This window comes from Bradyrhizobium sp. th-b2, assembly GCF_000426785.1.
GTDB classification, from domain to species: domain Bacteria; phylum Pseudomonadota; class Alphaproteobacteria; order Rhizobiales; family Xanthobacteraceae; genus Bradyrhizobium; species Bradyrhizobium septentrionale.
Genome location: NZ_AUGA01000024.1, coordinates 129027 through 145729 on the forward strand (window position 1 = coordinate 129027; position 16703 = coordinate 145729).

Sequence of the window (16703 nt, forward strand, 5' to 3'; positions counted from 1 at the left end):
TGCTCCGCTCCTACATCGTCGCGCCGAGTACCCAGGGCGCGAACTCGGCGCCGCCGAAATCAAAACTCTCGCTCTTGGTCGGCTGGCCCGAGGCGGTCTTGAGGATCAAGTCGAAGATGCGCTGGCCGCATTCCTGCACGCTCTCCTCGCCGTCGAGGATGGTGCCGCAATTGACGTCCATGTCGTCTTCCATCCGCTTGTACATCGGCGTGTTGGTCGCAAGCTTGATCGACGGTGCCGGCTTGCAGCCGAACACGCTGCCGCGGCCGGTGGTGAAGCAGACGAGGTTGGCGCCGCCGGCGACCTGTCCGGTCGCGGCGACCGGGTCGTAACCGGGCGTGTCCATGAACACAAAGCCCTTCTTGGTAACGGGCTCGGCATAGTGCAGGACGTCGACGAGGTTGGTGCTGCCGGCCTTGGCCATCGCACCGAGCGACTTCTCCAGGATGGTGGTGAGGCCGCCGGCCTTGTTGCCTGGGCTCGGATTGGCGTTCATTTCGGCACCCTCGCGCTGGGTGTATTCCTCCCACCAGCGCATCAGGCCGACCAGCTTCTCGCCGACCTCGCGGCTGACGGCGCGGCGGGTCAACAGATGCTCGGCTCCATAGGTCTCGGGTGTCTCAGACAGGATCACCGTGCCGCCGTGACGGACCAGCAGGTCGCTCGCGGCGCCGAGCGCCGGATTGGCCGACACGCCGGAGTAACCATCCGAGCCGCCGCATTGCAGCGCCACGGTCAACTCGCTCGCCGGCACCGCCTCGCGCTTGACCTTGTTGGCATCGGTGAGCGCCTCCTTGACGAAGGCAACGCCGGCTTCCACCGTCTTGCGCGTACCGCCGACCTCCTGGATGTCCATCGCGCGCAGCCGGCCGGCGAGCTTCTGCTCCTGCATCAACCCGCCGATCTGGTTCACCTCGCAGCCGAGGCCGAGCACGATGACGTTGGAGAAGTTGACGTGCCGCGCATAGCCGCCGAGCGTGCGGCGGAGCAGCGCCAAGGGCTCGTCCTGCGTCATGCCGCAGCCGGTCTTGTGGGTCAGTGCGACGACGCCATCGACATTCGGGAACTCGGCGAGTGGGTTGTCGCCGGTGAACGGATTCTTCTTGAACATGTCGGCGACGATGCCGGCGACATGGGCGCTGCAGTTCACCGAGGTGAGGATGCCGATATAGTTGCGCGTGGCGACGCGGCCGTCAGCGCGGCGGATACCCTCGAAGGTCGCCGGCAGATCGAAATTCGGCACCGGCTTGACGTCGACGCCATAGGCATAGTCCTTGGCGAAATCGCCCATGCCGCAGTTCTGCGTATGCACGTGCTGGCCGGGCGCAATCGGTTGCGTCGCAAAGCCGATGATCTGGCCGTAGCGCCTGATCGGCTCGCCTGTCGCGATCGGCTTGATCGCGACCTTGTGGCCGGCCGGAATGCGGTCGACCGTGGTGACACCGTCGGCCACCTCGAGCCCCGGCGGCAGGCTCGCGCGTGCGATCAGGACGCTGTCGTCGGCGTGCAGGCGGATCACTTGTGCCGAGGCCATGGGAGTTCTCCTTCGGAGTTCTTCACCTCTCCCCGCCCTTTTGCGCGGAGAGGTCGGATCGCGTCAGCGATCCGGGTGAGGGGCAAGGCACAATGTCAATTCCAACCCGGATAGAAGCCCCTCACCCCAACCCTCTCCCCGTGAAGAACGGGGAGAGGGCGAGGATCGAGTTACGCCTTGCCGCCGGACTTCTCGCGGGTCGCGTTGACCTGCATCTTGGCGTAGGTCTGCATCAACCCGACTTCGTTCGACAGCGTCACGAGCTTGAAGCCCATGTTGATCGCGCGCACCGCGCCCTCGGCGCCGGAGCAATGGATGCCCGGGTTGAGGCCGCGCTTGCCGCATTCCTTGATGATCTTCTCGTAGATCTTGAGGATCTCGGGCTCGTCGCGATCGAGCTTCGGCACCAGACCATAGGAGAAGCCGAGATCGGACGGGCCGATATAGACGCCGTCGATGCCCTCGACATCGAGGATCGCCTCCATGTTCTCGACCGCGGTCTTGGTCTCCATCATGGGCAGCAGCACGATCTCGTCGTTGGCGGTCTGCTGATAGGTGCCGGCCGAGCCATACATGCCGGCGCGGATCGGGCCATTGGAGCGCACGCCCTTCGGCGGATACTTCGCATAGGAGACGAGGTTCTTGGCTTCCTGCGGCGTGTTGACCATCGGACAGATCACGCCATAAGCGCCGCCATCCAGCACCTTGCCGATGATGCCCGGCTCATTCCAGGGCACGCGGACCATCGGCGTCACCGGATGGGCATGCATCGACTGGAAGCACTGCACCATCGAGAGATAATCCTGCACGCCGTGCTGCATGTCGACGGTGACGCTGTCGAAGCCGCACTGCGCGATAACTTCGGCGGAAAACCCGGAGGGGATCGCGAGCCACGCGTTCACCACGGCCTTGCCCGATGCCCAGACCTGCTTGACCTTGTTTGCCATTGATCACGTTTCCTTTGTGTTTCTTCAGGTTTCTTGGAGGGCGGACCTCAGCTGGTCGCCCGCTGGATCGAGACTTCGCTGACGCCGACTTCGCGCGCGGTGTTCACTATCGCCGCCCAGGTGTCGTCAGGCAAGGGGATGCCGTTTTTGGTGCGGTCGGCGCGGGTTTTCCGCTCGGGATCGCCCGGAACCAGCACAGACTCTGTACCCGCGATCGGCTTGGTGGCGCGGATGAAATCGGTGTAGCGGGTGATCTCGCCATCAAAGAAGTTGCTGGTGTCAATCACCTTGGGATCGATGTAGAACGCCATCATGCCGTTGGCGAAGCGCCGGTCCGACGACGTCGCGCCGGTGCCGGTCAGCGCGCCGCCGAGCAGCTCGCAGATGAAGGCAAGGCCTGAGCCCTTGTGATCGCCGAAGGCGCGGATCGCACCGGTTCCCTTGGTGTGGTCGCGCGGTCCATCGGGCGTGAACGGACCATACAGCACGTGCGCGTCCTCGCTCAGCGTGCCGTCGGCATCGACCAGCGCGCCATACGGCAGCTTCTTGCCGCCGCGGCTCGCCACCAGCACCTTGCCTTCCGCGACAACGGAGGTGGCGAAATCGAGCACGATCGGATCCTGGCCCTGGCGCGGAATGCCGACGCAATATGGCGCGGTCGACAGCCGCTTCTCGACGCCACCGTAAGGCGCGACCAGCAGCGAGCCGGCCGCAGTCACGAAATGGATCGAGACGAGACCTTCGGCGGCGGCCATTTCGGCCCAGTCGCCGACGCGGCCGAGATGGCCGGAGTTGCGCAGCGCGACCGCGGCGAGGCCTGCCGTCTTGCATTTCTCGATGCCGAGCTTGACCGCGATCGGCGTGACGGTCTGGCCATAGCCGAACTTGCCGTCGACCACCGCAAGCGAGGCCGTGTCGACCACGACCTCGGGGGTCTGGTTCGGCACGATCGAGCCCATCTTCTTCCACCTGACATAGACCGGCACACGGATCACGCCATGGCTGTCGTGGCCGGTGAGGTTTGCCGTCGTCAGGTAAGTCGCGATGCGCTTCGCCTCGTCCGGAGCGGACTCCGAATGCGAAAACACCTCGGAGACGAAGTTGATGAGGTTATCGACCTTGATGGTGACCATGAAGGAATAGCTCGCTGGATTAGGCGTGGGTTTTGGCGTGGCCGCCGAGATAGGCCGCGGCGATGGCTTCGTTGCCCCACAATTCGTCGGGCTTGCCGCCCAGCACGATCCGCCCGGTCTCGAGGACAAAACCGTGATCGGCGACTGAAAGTCCCATGCGCGCATTTTGCTCGACGAGCAAGACCGTGGTGTCCTTCCTGATCTGCGAAATGATGCGGAACACCGCCTGCACGATGACAGGCGCCAGCCCGAGCGAGGGCTCGTCCAGTAGCAACAATCGCGGCTTGGCCATCAGGCCGCGCGCCACCGCGACCATCTGCAGCTGGCCGCCGGACAATGTCCAGCCGAGCGCGTTGGAAAAGGCGCGGATGTCCGGAAACAGGTCGAACATCGCGTCGGCCTCGCGCGAGATCTGCGACGCCGATACCTTCCGGTTCGACGCGCCGAGCATGATGTTCTCTTTCACGGTGAGGCCCGGGAATACGCGGCGGCCTTCCGGCACATGCGAGATGCCGAGCCGCACGATCGCTTCCGGCCCGAGGCCGGCGATCGAGTGACCGTCGAACATGATGTCGCCGGAGGCGGGCTTGGCGAGACCTGAGATCGCACGCAGCGTGGTCGACTTGCCGGCGCCGTTGGCGCCCAGCAGCGTGACCACCTGCCCCTGCTCCACGGCGATGGTGACGCCGCGCAGCGCCTCGATCTCGCCGTAGCGGACCACGAGATTGCGGATTTCGAGCAGCGGCATCATCCGCTCCCGAGATAGGCGGAGACGACGTCGGGATGGCGCAGCACCGCCATCGACTCGCCGTCCGCGATGCGGCGTCCGAAGTTCAGCACGGTGATGTGCTGGGCGGCTTCCGAGACCAGCGTCATGTCATGATCGATGATCAGGATGGTGAGGCCTTGCGCTGCGATGCGCTTCAGCAGCTCGTGCAGCTCGAGCTTCTCGGTCGAGTTGAGGCCAGCGGCCGGCTCGTCGAGCAGCAGCAGCGTCGGGTTCGACGCCAGCGCCCGCGCGATCTCGATCAGGCGCTGGTGGCCGTAGGAGAAGCTCGAGATCAGCTCGTTGGCGCGATTGCCGAGGCCGACGAAGGTCAATGCTTCCATCGCCCGCTCGGTCAGCGCGTCCTCGCCCTTCCCGATCATGGTGTTGCCGGGACGCTCGGCGCCGATCTCGACATTCTCCAGCGCCGTCATCGAGCGGAACAGGCGGATGTTCTGGAAGGTGCGTCCGAGCCCCGCCGCCGTGCGCTGATGCGGCGCCATATTGGTGATGTCGGTGCCGTCGAGCACGATCTTGCCCGCGGTCGCCTTGTAGAGGCCGGACAGCACGTTCAGCGTCGTGGTCTTGCCGGAGCCGTTGGGCCCGATCAGCGCATGCACGCCGCCGCGCTTCACCGCGATGTCGACGCCATCGACCGCCTTGAGGCCGCCGAAATGCTTCGAGAGCCCGGTCACCTCGAGCACGATGTCACCACCCGTGGTCGCGGGCCTCAGCTGCAAGGCAGCCGCAGCCGGCGGCGCCTTGGCGTGCGCCCGCAAGCGCGTGAAGGCATCGGACACAAAGCCCCAGATGCCGTCGGGCATGAAGCGGATGATCAGGATCACCGACAGGCCGTAGATCGCCAGATAAAGTCCGGGCACGCTCTTCAGAAAGCGCAGCCATTCCGGGATCAGGATCAACAGCCCGGTGCCGATCACCGAGCCGATCGGCGAGGCCACGCCGCCGAGCAGCGACATGGTCAGGAACACGATCGATTCCGCGAACGAGAACTGGTCCGGGCTGACATAGGCGAAGCCGCCGGCGAACAGGCCGCCGGCCAGGCCGCCGAGCAGCGCGCAGAGACCGAAGGCGTAGATCTTGGTGCGGAACACGTCGATGCCGTTGACGCCGGCCGCGAGCTCATTGTCGCGCACCGCGCGCATGGCGCGGCCGAGCTTGGTGTCAGGCAGATGCCAGACCAGATAGCCGACGATCGCGAGCATCGCGACGCAGAAGGCGAGATAGCTCTGCGACGACTGGAACAACTCGGACCGGCGAATATTGGCGACGCCGTCCGGCCCGTGGGTCAGGCCGATGGCATTGATCATCACCAGCGTGACGATCTGCTGGAACGAGATCGTCACCATGGCAAGGTAGTGCCCGCCCAGCCTCAGCGTCGACATGCCGAGGAACGCGCCGGCGACCGGCGTGATGATGCAGGCCGCAACCAGGCAGAGCCAGAAGTTCAGGTGCAGGTCGGCGGTCCCGAGACCGACCGCATAAGCGCCGAAGCCGAAGAATGCGGCCTGCGCCAGGTTGATCTGGCCGCACAGGCCGAGCACGACCGAAAGCCCGAACACCGCGATCGAGAAGGTCGTGGCCTGCAGCAGGATGTTGAGGATGTAACCGTCGAACCGCATGCTGGCCGCGAGCGCCACCAGCACGGCGGCGCCGATGAAATACGGCAGATGACGGACGATCAGTGGCTTCGAGCGCACGGCCGGCGCCGGGATCATGTTGTCGCTGGCGCTCATGCTTTCTCCGCGACACGTTCGCCGAAGATGCCCTGCGGCCGGAACACCAGGAAGGCGATCAGCACCAGGAAGGCAAAGCCGTCCTTGTACGGCACCGAGATGTAGGCGGCGCCGAACGTCTCGATCACGCCGAGCGCCAGCCCACCGACGATGGCGCCGGCGACATCGCCGAAGCCGCCGATGATGGTCGCGGCAAACGCCTTCAGCGCAATCGTCGAACCCATCTGGATCGAGACGAACAGCACCGGCGCCACCAGGATGCCGGCGAGACCGCCGAGCACGGCCGAATAGATGAAGGTAATCATGATCATGGTGGAGACGGAAATGCCGAGCAGCGAGGCCATCTCCTTGTCCTGCGAGGTCGCCTGCAGCTTCTTGCCGAGCAGCGTCTTCTCGAAGAACCAGAAATTGAACAGCACCAGCAGGATCGTGACGCCGATAATCAACAGGTACTGGCTGTCGAGATAGACCGGGCCGAGCTGGATGCCGGGCGTATCGAACCAGCCCTGCAGCACCTGCGGCTGCGGGCCGTAGATCGCGAGCACCGAGTTCGAAAGCAGGATCGAGGCGCCGATGGTGGCGATGATGACAGGCAGATAGGTGCGGTGGCGCAGCGGATAATAGACGCCGAGGTTGAAGATCACGCCGAACAGCGCCATGCCGGCGAGCGCGATCAGGAACGACAACCAGTAAGGCCAGCCGAGATCGACCGAGAACACCACCATCAGATAGGCGGCGACCATCGAAAATTCGCCTTGCGCGAAGTTCACCACATTGGTGGCGCGGAAGATCAGCACGAAGCCGAGCGCAACCAGCGCGTAGACCGCGCCGATGCCGATGCCCGTGAACAGAAGTTGTAGGACCAGATCCATGACAGCGCCCGATCAGAACAGAGTGCGCGGGAGAACGGCCTCGCCGGGTTCACCGGAGAGGCCGATCCGCAATCAATCGTTGAAGTCGATGTGCTTGTCGTAGACGATCGCGCCCTTCTCGTTCTTCACGACGTTGTAGCCGTGCAGACCGTCGCCGTTCTTGTCGAAATTATATTCGCCTTCGGCACCGGCGAATTTCTGCGTCGCCAGGATGGCATCGCGGACCTTGTTCGGATCGGTCGAGCCGGCCTTGTTGATCGCGGCCGACAGGATGGTGATCGCGTCGTAAGGCCAGGCGCTCTGGTTGTCGGGCGCGGTCTTGTAGGCATCGCGATAGGCCTTGCCGAACGTCTTTGCGGCGTCGCTTGAGTCTTCGGCGAAGTCGGCGACCCCGAAGGTACCGAACAGCGCGGGGCCGGCGAGCTTGGTCGAGGAGACCGCCACCACCGAGGGCGAGCCGACCCAGGGGATATTGACGCCGAGCTGGCGCAGCTGCCGGGCAAAGATGCCGAGGTCGTTCTCGAAGGTGAAGTAGGTGCCGAGCACATCGGCGCCGGACTGCTTCACCGCCAGCACCACAGGGGTGAAGTCCTGGCTCTGGTTGGCATAGCCCTGGTCGAGCACCGGCGGCGAGCCGAGCTTGCTCAGCGCTTCTGACAGCGCCTTGCCGCCCGCAGTACCGAAGGCATCGGTGGAATGGACGATCGCCCATTTCTTCTTGCCCAGCGTGTTGACGCCGAAATCGGCGATCACGCGGCCGGAATAATTGTCGTTCGGACGGAAGCGGAACAGCCACGGATTGCCGGAATGGGTGAGGTCGGGATTGGTGCCCCCGATCATCACCGGCTTGCCGACCTTGATCACGTCGGGCGCCATCGCCTGCACCTGGGTCGAGCGGATCGAGCCGAGGAAGGCGACGATGTCGGATTGCGCGGCAAGCTTGGAGAAGGCCAGCACAATGCCCGGATTGGTGGTCTGATCATCCTCGATGACGAGTTCGACCTGCTTGCCGAGCACGCCGCCGGCCTTGTTGACCGCGGCCAGCGCCAGCTTGGCGCCGTTCTGCGCCCACAGCCCCTGCTCCGCGGCCGGTCCGGTCACCGGCACGCACATGCCGATCTTGATGGTCGCGCCCTGCGCCCAAGCGCTCCGCATCAGCGCGGGAGCAGCGAGACCTGCCGCCAAACCGGCGGAAAACTCACGCCTCGTCAGTTTCATTCAATCCTCCCTGTATTGCGCCGAACTTTAATGTCGGCTGCGTTGAGACGAGCTGGACGCGTAGACTCGTTGCCCTGTCCACAGCACTCGCAGCGTGACGAACAAACATCAGCGCCGCTGCAGCGCACTCGACGTGCAACGGCGATCATCAAATCCAAGCGTATGGGCCAGCTAACCATGATTGTACATTGCACGCAATGGTCAAAAGTTCGGCACAGGCGGTGCGTAAATGCCTGTTGCGAGCGACCGCGACGCGATCACGTGTTAGTGTGGCGGCCGAGCACCCATCCATGTCGATGCCAAGAGCGAAATCGCAGACCAGACGGAAACAGCCGGCCTATGCGCTGATCAAGGCCGCATTGGCCAAGCGCATCCGGACCGGTGACGTTCCACCCGGCACCGTCATGTCCGAATCGGCGATCGCTACCTTGTTCGGCTCCAGCCGCTCCCCGGTGCGGCAGGCCTTCGAGCAGCTCGAGCTGATCGGCCTGGTGCGCCGGTTCGACGGCCGCGGCGTCATCGCCGGCAAGCGCCAGGTCGAACCACGGCGCGTCCCGATCACGCCGGAGATGCTGGGGCTGACCGACGGGCCGGTCGAGGCGGTGCGCAGCGACGCCTGGGACGCACTCTATTACAAGCTCGAACGCGAGATCATCTACCGCTCGCTGTTCGGACGCTTCCGCGTCAGCGAGCTCGCACTGGCGCGGCATTTCCGGGTCGGGCGCACCGTTGCGCGCAATTTGCTGCTGCGAGCGCAGGCGATCGGAATCCTGGAGAAAGGCGCCAAGGCCCACTGGTACGTGGTGCCGTTGGATGAGGATCGCGTCCGCGACATCTTCGAGATGCGCGCGACGCTGGAGCCGCTGCTGCTGAAATCCGCTGCTGCGAAGATACCGGCGGCGCTGCTCGACCGCATGGCCGAGCGGCTGCGCGAGGGGATCCAATACCGCGACCGCGTCGGTGTCGGCGAGCTCGACGAGATCGAGGGTGATCTCCATATCCAGTGCCTGGGTTACGGCGTCAATCGCGAGATGCTCGAAGCCCTCAAGCGCACCCACTGCGCTTTCGTGATCGGCAAGCACATTCAGGTCGCCCTGACCGCGCCGCAGATCGATTCCTTCATGGACGAGCATCTGGTGATCATTGAAGCCTTGCGCGCGCGCGACGGCGACACGGCGGCCGCGACCTTGCGCCGGCATATCGAGTGGTCCCACTCGAAGGTTGCGGGCTGGATCGCCGAATTCCGCGCCATCAACGTGATTTCGCGCGTTCCCTACATGGCCTGACCGGCACTGCCGCACGCCATCGCGCAAATTGCCGGCTACTCGTCAGCCTCGGCCTCGACGTCATCCGTGGAGCTCATTCCGGCAAGGCTTGCCTCCAGCGCGCCCAGCATCTCCTGCAATTCCGCAAGCTTGCGCGCGCCATAGCGCCTGGTGATGGCGGCGTATATCACCTCCGAGGTCGGCGCCACCGCCTCGATCAGCTTCAACCCCTTGGCGGAGATCGAGACGACCGCGCGCCTTGCGTCGGTCTCCGCCGCCTTGCGCTCGATCAACTGGCGGGCCTCGAGATCGCGCAGGATGCGCGACAGGCTCGGGCCGAGCAGAAACGCCATGCGGGCGAGCTCGGTGACCTCGATCTCGTCGACCGCGGTGAGCGCCCGCAGGATCCGCCACTGCTGCTCGGTCAGCCCGTGATTGCGCAGCGACGGACGGAATTGCCGCATCACCGCTTCGCGGGCGCGGAGCAGCGACATCGGCAGCGAGCGCGAGAACTCGCGCATCGGCGTGCGGCGCGGCGATCCTTCGTCACCCTGCCCTGACCGCGTGTCGTTATTTTTTCGCGCCATCGCTCAATCCACCACAACGATCTTTTGCGTTGCAGCATGCCCCGATTCAGTTTGCGGGAATTCATTTAACATGTTAATCATCTCCCCAACACCCACTTTTGTGTATCACGCATGGCCCTCTCCAAGGACGATATCCGCGCTGCCGCCGAACGGCTCGACACTGCGGAAAAGACCCGCAAGCAAATCCGCCAGCTGTCGCTGGAATACCCCCGTATCACCCTCGAAGACGCCTACGCGATTCAGAAGGCCTGGGTCGAGATGAAGGTGGCGCAGGACCGCGTCGTCAAGGGCCACAAGATCGGCCTGACCTCGAAGGCGATGCAAAGCGCGCTCAATATCGACGAGCCCGATTCCGGCATCCTGCTCGACGACATGTTCTTTGCCGATGGCGGCCTGGTGCCGACCGACCGCTTCATCGCAACCCGCGTCGAGGCCGAGCTCGCCTTCGTGATGAAGCATCGTCTGGCTGGACCGGACTGCACGCTGTTCGACGTGCTCAACGCCACCGACTTCGTGGTGCCGGCACTGGAAATCCTGGATACCCGGGTCGAGCGCGTCGACCCCGAGACCAAGGCAACGCGAAAAATCTTCGACACCATCGCCGACAATGCCGCCAATGCCGGCATCGTGCTCGGCGGCCGGCCGATCCGTCCGCTCGATGCCGATCTGCGCTGGATCGGCGCGCTGTGCTTCCGCAACGGCCGGCTCGAGGAAACTGGACTCGCCGCCGGCGTGTTGAATCATCCGGCGACCGCGGTGGCGTGGCTCGCCAACAAGATCGCCCCGAACGGGCTGGCGCTGGAGGCCGGACAGGTCGTGCTGGCAGGCTCCTTCATCCGTCCGATCGAGACCCGCAAGGGCGACACCATTCAGGCCGATTACGGACCGTACGGTTCCGTGAGCTGCTACTTCGCCTGACCGCACTCAGCAGGAGCGCTGCATGCCGCATTTCACGCTTGAATATTCCGCCAATCTCGACGGCCTCGTCGACATCGGCGCAACCGTCGAACTGGTACGCAAGGCCGCAGTCGAGACCGGGATCTTCCCGCTCGGCGGCATCCGCGTCCGCGCCATCAGATGCGAGCATTACGCGATCGCCGACGGTCGCGCGAATTACGGCTTCCTCGACACGGTGCTGCGGCTTGGCGAGGGCCGCGATCTCGCCACCCGCAAGAAAGCCGGCGAGCACATCTTCAAGGCGCTGTCGGCGCATCTTGATCCGGTATTTGCAAAGAGCAAATTCGCCTTGTCGTTCGACATGCAGATCAACGACAAGGAAACCAGCTGGAAGCGCAACAACATCCACGACGCACTGAAGGTGGAGACGGTCAATGGATAAAGCCACTCCGAAATCATCGGCCGACGTGTTCCAGGCCAATCGCGATCGCGCCGGCCCCCTGCTCGCCAAGTTGAAGGCAGACGGCATTGGCAATTTGATCGACGGCAAGGTCGTCCCGGCGGCCTCCGGCCAGACCTTCGAGACAAAATCGCCGATCGACGGCACCGTGCTGGCAACCGTCGCGCGTGGCAATGCCGAGGATATCGACCGCGCGGCAACCGCCGCTTCCAAGGCCTTCAAGGCCTGGCGCGACATGCCGGCGACGCAGCGCCGCAAGCTCTTGCATCGTGTCGCCAACGCAATCGAGGAGCGCGCCGACGACATCGCCGTGCTCGAATGCATCGACACCGGCCAGGCACACCGCTTCATGGCCAAGGCCGCGATCCGCGCGGCGGAGAATTTCCGCTTCTTCGCCGACAAATGCACTGAGGCGCGCGACGGCCTCAACACGCCCTCGGATGAGCACTGGAACATCTCGACCCGCGTGCCGATCGGCCCGGTCGGCGTGATCACGCCGTGGAACACGCCGTTCATGCTCTCGACCTGGAAGATCGCACCGGCCCTCGCCGCCGGCTGCACCGTGGTGCACAAGCCGGCCGAATGGTCGCCGGTCACCGCCGATCTCCTGGTCAAGCTCGCAAAGCAGGCCGGCCTGCCCGATGGCGTGCTCAACACCGTGCACGGTTTCGGCGAAGAGGCCGGCAAGGCGCTGACCGAACATCCCGCCATCAAGGCGATCGGCTTCGTCGGCGAGAGCACGACGGGCTCGGCGATCATGGCGCAGGGCGCGCCGACCCTGAAGCGGGTGCATTTTGAGCTCGGCGGCAAGAATCCGGTGATCGTGTTCGACGATGCCGATCTCGATCGCGCGCTCGATGCCGTCGTGTTCATGATCTACTCGCTCAATGGCGAGCGCTGCACCTCGTCGAGCCGGCTCCTCGTGCAGCAGAGCATCGCCGACAAGTTCATCGAGAAGCTGACCGCGCGCGTGAAGGCGCTCAGGGTCGGCCATCCCCTCGATCCCGCCACCGAGATCGGGCCGCTGATCCATGAGCGGCATCTGGCCAAGGTCTGCAGCTATTTCGACGTCGCAAAGAAGGACGGCGCCACGATCGCGGTCGGCGGCAAGCCGCATGACGGCCCCGGCGGCGGACACTATGTGCAGCCGACGCTGGTCACGGGCGCGAACTCTAAGATGCGCGTCGCGCAGGAAGAAGTGTTCGGCCCGTTCCTGACCGTGATCCCGTTCAAGGACGAGGCTGACGCCATCGAAATCGCCAACGGCGTCCAATACGGCCTCACCGGCTATGTCTGGACCGGCGACATGGGCCGCGGGTTGCGCGTGGCGGATGCGCTGGAAGCCGGCATGATCTGGCTCAACTCGGAAAACGTCCGCCATCTGCCGACCCCGTTCGGCGGCATGAAATCATCGGGCATCGGCCGCGACGGCGGCGACTACTCGTTCGATTTCTACATGGAAACCAAGCACGTCTCGCTCGCGCGCGGGACGCACAAGATTCAGAAACTGGGAATTTAACCAGCCGTCGTTCCGGGGCGATGCGCAGCATCGAACCACAGATGCCTTGCGCACCAGGGAATCTCGAGATTCAGGGTTCACGCTTCGCGAGCCCGGAATGACGAACAAAATTGAGGAAACACCATGCCCGTTCCGACACACGTCTTCGATCCGCCCTTCAACATCATCCGCTGCAGCCATGCCGTGCTCGACGTCACGGACCTGGAGAAGAGCGCCGCGTTCTACGAAAAGACAGTCGGCCTCCACATCGAGGATCGCGACGACAAGGCGGTCTATCTGCGCGCCAGCGAAGAGCACCAGCATCACTCGGTGGTGCTGCGCAAGGCGCCGAAGGCCGCCTGCAACCGGCTCGGCTTCAAGGTCGGCAATGACGGCGACCTCGACAAGGCGGCCGCCTTCTTTTCGGAGAACGGCGTTGCCTACGCCTTCGTCGATCAGCCGTTCCAGGGCCGCACGCTGCAATTCACCGATCCGTTCGGCTTCCAGATCGAGCTCTACGCCACGATGGAGAAGCGTCCGCATCTGCTGCGGCGCTACGACCTCTACAAGGGCTGCCATCCGCAGCGGCTCGACCATTTCAACGTGTTCGCCGCCGAAGTGCAGGACACCGTCGATTTCTACGCGCGGCTCGGCTTCCGCCTCACCGAATATGCCGAGGAGGACGGCGACAACGGCCGCATCGCCGCGGCCTGGATGCACCGCAAGGGCAACGTCCACGACTTCGCCATCACCAACGGCAAGGGGCCGCGCCTGCACCACATCGCCTACTGGGTACCGACCGCGATGAATATCGTGCATCTCTGCGACGTGATGGCTTCCTCCGGCTTCCTCAAGAACATCGAGCGCGGCCCCGGCCGGCACGGCATCTCCAACGCCTTCTTCCTCTACATCCGCGATCCCGACGGCCACCGCATCGAGCTCTACACCAGCGATTATTTCACCGGCGATCACGACCATGAGCCGCTGCGCTGGTCGCTCCGCGATCCGCGCCGCCAGACGCTGTGGGGCGCGCCGGCGCCGCGCTCCTGGTTCGAGGAGGGCTCGACCTTCGCAGGGCAAACGGTGCGCGAGCCGCGCTTCGTCGCCGACGTGCTGGTTGCGGATTAAAGAAGAATGCAACGAACACCATCCACGTCGTCCCGGCGAAGGCCGGGGCCCATAATCACCGAATAGGGTTGCCGAAAGAACGTCTAGCCGCGTACCCATTCCGATGGCCGCGGCGTATGGGTCCCGGCCTTCGCCGGGACGACACCAATGAATGGATTGCCGATGCCCGCCCCTCGCCTCGCCACCTACTCCATCAACGGCGCCACGAAATATGGCGCCGTCACCGACACCGGCATCGTCGACCTCTCGTCGCGCTTCGCCAAAGAGTATCCAACGCTGCGTGAGGCGATCGCCGCCGGCGCGCTGACGAGGCTCGTGGAGGATGCCGCCAAGCGCACGCCCGACCACGCGCTGGACGCGGTCGCCTGGCAGCCGCCGATCCCGGCGCCGGAAAAGATCATCTGCATCGGCGTCAACTATCCGGACCGCAATGCCGAGTACAAGGACGGCTCGGACGCGCCGAAATATCCCAGCATGTTCCTGCGGGTGCCGCGCTCCTTCGTCGGCCACAACATGCCGGTGGTGCGCCCCCGCATCTCGCCACAGCTCGACTATGAAGGCGAGCTGGTGCTGGTGATCGGCAAGGCCGGCCGGCACATTCCGGAAAGCGCCGCGCTCGATCACATCGCCGCGATCACGCTGTGCAATGAAGGCACCATCCGCGACTGGGTGCGCCACGCCAAGTTCAACGTCACCCAGGGCAAGAACTTCGATTCCACCGGCAGCCTCGGCCCATGGATCGTGCCCTACACCAGCGAAGCCCAGATCGCCGATATCCGCTTGACCACGCGGGTCAACGGCGAAGTCAGGCAGGACGACCGCACCTCGCGCGTGATCTTCGGCTTCCGCTACCTCATCAGCTACATCTCGACCTTCACGACGCTGGTTCCCGGCGACATCATCGTCACGGGGACGCCAACCGGCGCAGGTGCGCGGTTCGATCCGCCGCGCTATCTGAAGCCCGGCGACGTCGTCGAGGTCGAGGCCGAAGGCGTCGGCATTTTGCGCAACGGCGTTGTCGACGAAGCGATCTAACCCGAGAAGCAAGTGGACGGCACCATGACCTCAACATCCGGCGGCGAAGCGATCGTCAACGGCCTCGTCGCCCACGGCGTCGACACCGTGTTCGGCCTCCCCGGCGCGCAGATCTATGGTCTGTTCGATGCGTTCCACCAGGCGCAGCTCAAGGTGATCGGCGCTCGCCACGAGCAGGCCTGCGGCTACATGGCGTTCGGCTACGCCCGCTCCTCTGGCAAAACAGGCGTGTTCAGCGTGGTCCCCGGCCCCGGCGTGCTCAACGCCTCGGCGGCGCTGCTCACCGCCTTCGGCTGCAACGAACCGGTGCTGTGCCTGACCGGTCAGGTGCCGACGCAGTTTCTCGGCAAAGGCCGCGGCCATCTGCACGAGATGCCGGACCAGCTCGCGACGCTGCGCAGCTTCGTGAAATGGGCCGACCGCATCGAATACCCCGATAATGCACCCGCGATGGTGTCGCGCGCGTTCCAGGAGATGCTGTCGGGCCGGCGCGGCCCGGCTTCGCTGGAGATGCCGTGGGACGTGTTCACCCAGCGCACGCAGGTCGCGGCCGTCAAGCCGTTCGACCGGCTGCCGGCGCCGCAGCCCGATCCGGACCGCATCAAGGCGGCTGCCGATCTGATCGCCGGGAGCAAGACGCCGATGATCTTCGTCGGCAGCGGCGCCATCGAGGCGCGCGAGGAAATCCTCGAGCTGGCCGAGATGATCGACGCGCCTGTCGTGGCATTCCGCAGCGGCCGCGGCATCGTCTCCAACGCGCATGAGCTCGGGCTCACGATGGCTTCGGCCTACAGACTGTGGCCGAAGACCGACCTGATGATCGGCATCGGCACCCGCCTGGAGCTACCGACGATGTCGCGCTGGCCCTATCAGCCGGCCGGCCTGAAATGCGTGCGCATCGATATCGATCCGGTCGAGTTGCGCCGCTGGCCCGCTGACGCCGGCGTGATCGCGGACGCCAAGGCCGGCACCGCCGATCTCGTCGCCGCCGTCCGCAAGGCCGGCTACAGCAAGACCTCAGGCCGCCGCACGGCGATCCGCGAGGCCACCGCTGCGACCGAGCATGAGATCCAGCGTATCCAGCCGCAGATGGCCTATCTGAAGATCCTGCGCGAGGTGCTGCCGGCGAACGCCATCGTCACCGACGAGCTGTCGCAGGTCGGCTTCGCCTCCTGGTACGGCTTTCCGATCTACGAGCCGCGCACTTTCGTCACCTCGGGCTATCAGGGCACGCTCGGCTCGGGCTTCCCGACCGCGCTCGGCGCCAAGGTCGCCAACCCGAACAAGCCGGTGGTCGCGATCACCGTACGCATACGACGGAGGCCGCCTGATTGACGCATGCGCGCGGGCACGGCGAGGTCTATGATGGCATTGGGTGAAGGGTGAAGGTCAGGCGGCCTGCTGATTGGCTGGCTTGTCGGCCTGGCGCAGGAGCTTCCATTCCCAGGGCAAGAGCTCGTGCAGACGCGATGCGGGATGATCGGCGATACGGGCCAGGACGTCGGCGAGCCAGGCCTTGGGATCGACGTCGTTGAGGCGACAGGTCGTGATCATCGTCAGCATGATGGCGGCACGGTCGGCGCCGCGCTGGCTGCCGGCGAAGGTCCAG

The 16703-nt window shown here is 64.9% G+C and carries 15 protein-coding genes and 1 pseudogene; 7 read left to right on the forward strand and 9 right to left on the reverse strand.

Annotated features, from left to right (window positions below):
* Nucleotides 1–10: 10 nt before the first annotated feature.
* The 7 genes from K359_RS0127235 to K359_RS0127265 form a co-directional block, all read right to left on the reverse strand.
* Nucleotides 11–1534: a UxaA family hydrolase gene (locus K359_RS0127235; RefSeq protein ID WP_029082153.1), complete on the reverse strand. Its 1524-nt coding sequence runs from the start codon at nucleotides 1532–1534 to the stop codon at nucleotides 11–13.
* Between the two features lie 170 nt (nucleotides 1535–1704).
* Nucleotides 1705–2481, reverse strand: a complete 777-nt coding sequence (locus K359_RS0127240; RefSeq protein ID WP_029082154.1) for an HpcH/HpaI aldolase/citrate lyase family protein — start codon at nucleotides 2479–2481, stop codon at nucleotides 1705–1707.
* A 47-nt stretch (nucleotides 2482–2528) separates the two neighbouring features.
* Nucleotides 2529–3614, reverse strand: coding sequence for a malate/lactate/ureidoglycolate dehydrogenase (locus tag K359_RS0127245; protein ID WP_029082155.1), 1086 nt, complete (start codon nucleotides 3612–3614; stop codon nucleotides 2529–2531).
* Nucleotides 3615–3633: 19 nt separating this feature from the next.
* Nucleotides 3634–4362 (reverse strand): ABC transporter ATP-binding protein, encoded by a 729-nt coding sequence (locus K359_RS0127250; protein WP_026192494.1) that lies wholly within the window; start codon nucleotides 4360–4362, stop codon nucleotides 3634–3636.
* Nucleotides 4362–6134, reverse strand: a complete 1773-nt coding sequence (locus tag K359_RS0127255; RefSeq protein ID WP_029082156.1) for an ATP-binding cassette domain-containing protein — start codon at nucleotides 6132–6134, stop codon at nucleotides 4362–4364. The genes K359_RS0127250 and K359_RS0127255 overlap by 1 nt, the downstream gene beginning before the upstream one ends.
* Nucleotides 6131–7006 (reverse strand): branched-chain amino acid ABC transporter permease, encoded by an 876-nt coding sequence (locus K359_RS0127260; RefSeq protein ID WP_029082157.1) that lies wholly within the window; start codon nucleotides 7004–7006, stop codon nucleotides 6131–6133. The genes K359_RS0127255 and K359_RS0127260 overlap by 4 nt, the downstream gene beginning before the upstream one ends.
* Nucleotides 7007–7078: 72 nt before the next feature.
* Nucleotides 7079–8224, reverse strand: coding sequence for an ABC transporter substrate-binding protein (locus K359_RS0127265; RefSeq protein ID WP_029082158.1), 1146 nt, complete (start codon nucleotides 8222–8224; stop codon nucleotides 7079–7081).
* Nucleotides 8225–8514: 290 nt separating this feature from the next.
* Between K359_RS0127265 and K359_RS0127270 the strand changes: the two genes are divergently transcribed.
* A complete protein-coding gene (locus tag K359_RS0127270) occupies nucleotides 8515–9510 on the forward strand; it encodes a GntR family transcriptional regulator (protein ID WP_029082159.1) in 996 nt (331 codons plus the stop codon).
* Between the two features lie 35 nt (nucleotides 9511–9545).
* Here the strand turns inward: K359_RS0127270 and hpaR are convergent, their stop codons facing one another.
* Nucleotides 9546–10076 carry a homoprotocatechuate degradation operon regulator HpaR gene (gene hpaR, locus K359_RS0127275; RefSeq protein ID WP_029082160.1) on the reverse strand — a complete coding sequence of 177 codons (531 nt, stop codon included), beginning with the start codon at nucleotides 10074–10076 and terminating at the stop codon, nucleotides 9546–9548.
* A 111-nt stretch (nucleotides 10077–10187) separates the two neighbouring features.
* Here hpaR and hpaH point away from each other — a divergent pair, with 111 nt between their 5' ends.
* From hpaH to K359_RS53150, 6 genes and pseudogenes are all read left to right on the forward strand, one after another.
* Nucleotides 10188–10994, forward strand: coding sequence for a 2-oxo-hept-4-ene-1,7-dioate hydratase (gene hpaH / locus K359_RS0127280; protein ID WP_029082161.1), 807 nt, complete (start codon nucleotides 10188–10190; stop codon nucleotides 10992–10994).
* A gap of 22 nt (nucleotides 10995–11016) precedes the next feature.
* Entirely contained in the window at nucleotides 11017–11415 is a 399-nt protein-coding gene (locus tag K359_RS0127285) for a 5-carboxymethyl-2-hydroxymuconate Delta-isomerase (protein WP_029082162.1), read from the forward strand.
* Nucleotides 11408–12952, forward strand: coding sequence for a 5-carboxymethyl-2-hydroxymuconate semialdehyde dehydrogenase (gene hpaE, locus K359_RS0127290; protein WP_029082163.1), 1545 nt, complete (start codon nucleotides 11408–11410; stop codon nucleotides 12950–12952). Before K359_RS0127285 ends, hpaE begins: the two co-directional genes overlap by 8 nt.
* A gap of 123 nt (nucleotides 12953–13075) precedes the next feature.
* The gene (hpaD, locus tag K359_RS0127295) at nucleotides 13076–14059 is read left to right on the forward strand and encodes a 3,4-dihydroxyphenylacetate 2,3-dioxygenase (protein WP_029082164.1); all 984 of its coding nucleotides are present in this window, start codon (nucleotides 13076–13078) and stop codon (nucleotides 14057–14059) included.
* 162 nt (nucleotides 14060–14221) lie between these two features.
* Nucleotides 14222–15094, forward strand: coding sequence for a fumarylacetoacetate hydrolase family protein (locus K359_RS0127300; RefSeq protein WP_029082165.1), 873 nt, complete (start codon nucleotides 14222–14224; stop codon nucleotides 15092–15094).
* A 24-nt stretch (nucleotides 15095–15118) separates the two neighbouring features.
* Nucleotides 15119–16399, forward strand: a pseudogene (locus K359_RS53150) (thiamine pyrophosphate-binding protein); the annotation flags it as partial.
* Between the two features lie 84 nt (nucleotides 16400–16483).
* On the opposite strand, the gene K359_RS0127310 reads toward K359_RS53150, so the two are convergent.
* Nucleotides 16484–16703 (reverse strand): transposase domain-containing protein (locus K359_RS0127310; RefSeq protein WP_029082166.1); only part of this gene is annotated, 220 nt, incomplete at its 5' end.

Coding starts and splice junctions, on each gene's coding strand:
- K359_RS0127285 (WP_029082162.1), top strand. CDS start 11,017: ATGCCGCATTTCACGCTTGAATATTCCGCCAATCTCGACGGCCTCGTC.
- K359_RS0127300 (WP_029082165.1), top strand. CDS start 14,222: ATGCCCGCCCCTCGCCTCGCCACCTACTCCATCAACGGCGCCACGAAA.
- K359_RS0127235 (WP_029082153.1), bottom strand. CDS start 1,534: ATGGCCTCGGCACAAGTGATCCGCCTGCACGCCGACGACAGCGTCCTG.
- K359_RS0127255 (WP_029082156.1), bottom strand. CDS start 6,134: ATGAGCGCCAGCGACAACATGATCCCGGCGCCGGCCGTGCGCTCGAAG.
- K359_RS0127270 (WP_029082159.1), top strand. CDS start 8,515: ATGTCGATGCCAAGAGCGAAATCGCAGACCAGACGGAAACAGCCGGCC.
- hpaE (WP_029082163.1), top strand. CDS start 11,408: ATGGATAAAGCCACTCCGAAATCATCGGCCGACGTGTTCCAGGCCAAT.
- K359_RS0127260 (WP_029082157.1), bottom strand. CDS start 7,006: ATGGATCTGGTCCTACAACTTCTGTTCACGGGCATCGGCATCGGCGCG.
- hpaH (WP_029082161.1), top strand. CDS start 10,188: ATGGCCCTCTCCAAGGACGATATCCGCGCTGCCGCCGAACGGCTCGAC.
- hpaD (WP_029082164.1), top strand. CDS start 13,076: ATGCCCGTTCCGACACACGTCTTCGATCCGCCCTTCAACATCATCCGC.
- K359_RS0127240 (WP_029082154.1), bottom strand. CDS start 2,481: ATGGCAAACAAGGTCAAGCAGGTCTGGGCATCGGGCAAGGCCGTGGTG.
- K359_RS0127265 (WP_029082158.1), bottom strand. CDS start 8,224: ATGAAACTGACGAGGCGTGAGTTTTCCGCCGGTTTGGCGGCAGGTCTC.
- K359_RS0127245 (WP_029082155.1), bottom strand. CDS start 3,614: ATGGTCACCATCAAGGTCGATAACCTCATCAACTTCGTCTCCGAGGTG.
- hpaR (WP_029082160.1), bottom strand. CDS start 10,076: ATGGCGCGAAAAAATAACGACACGCGGTCAGGGCAGGGTGACGAAGGA.
- K359_RS0127250 (WP_026192494.1), bottom strand. CDS start 4,362: ATGCCGCTGCTCGAAATCCGCAATCTCGTGGTCCGCTACGGCGAGATC.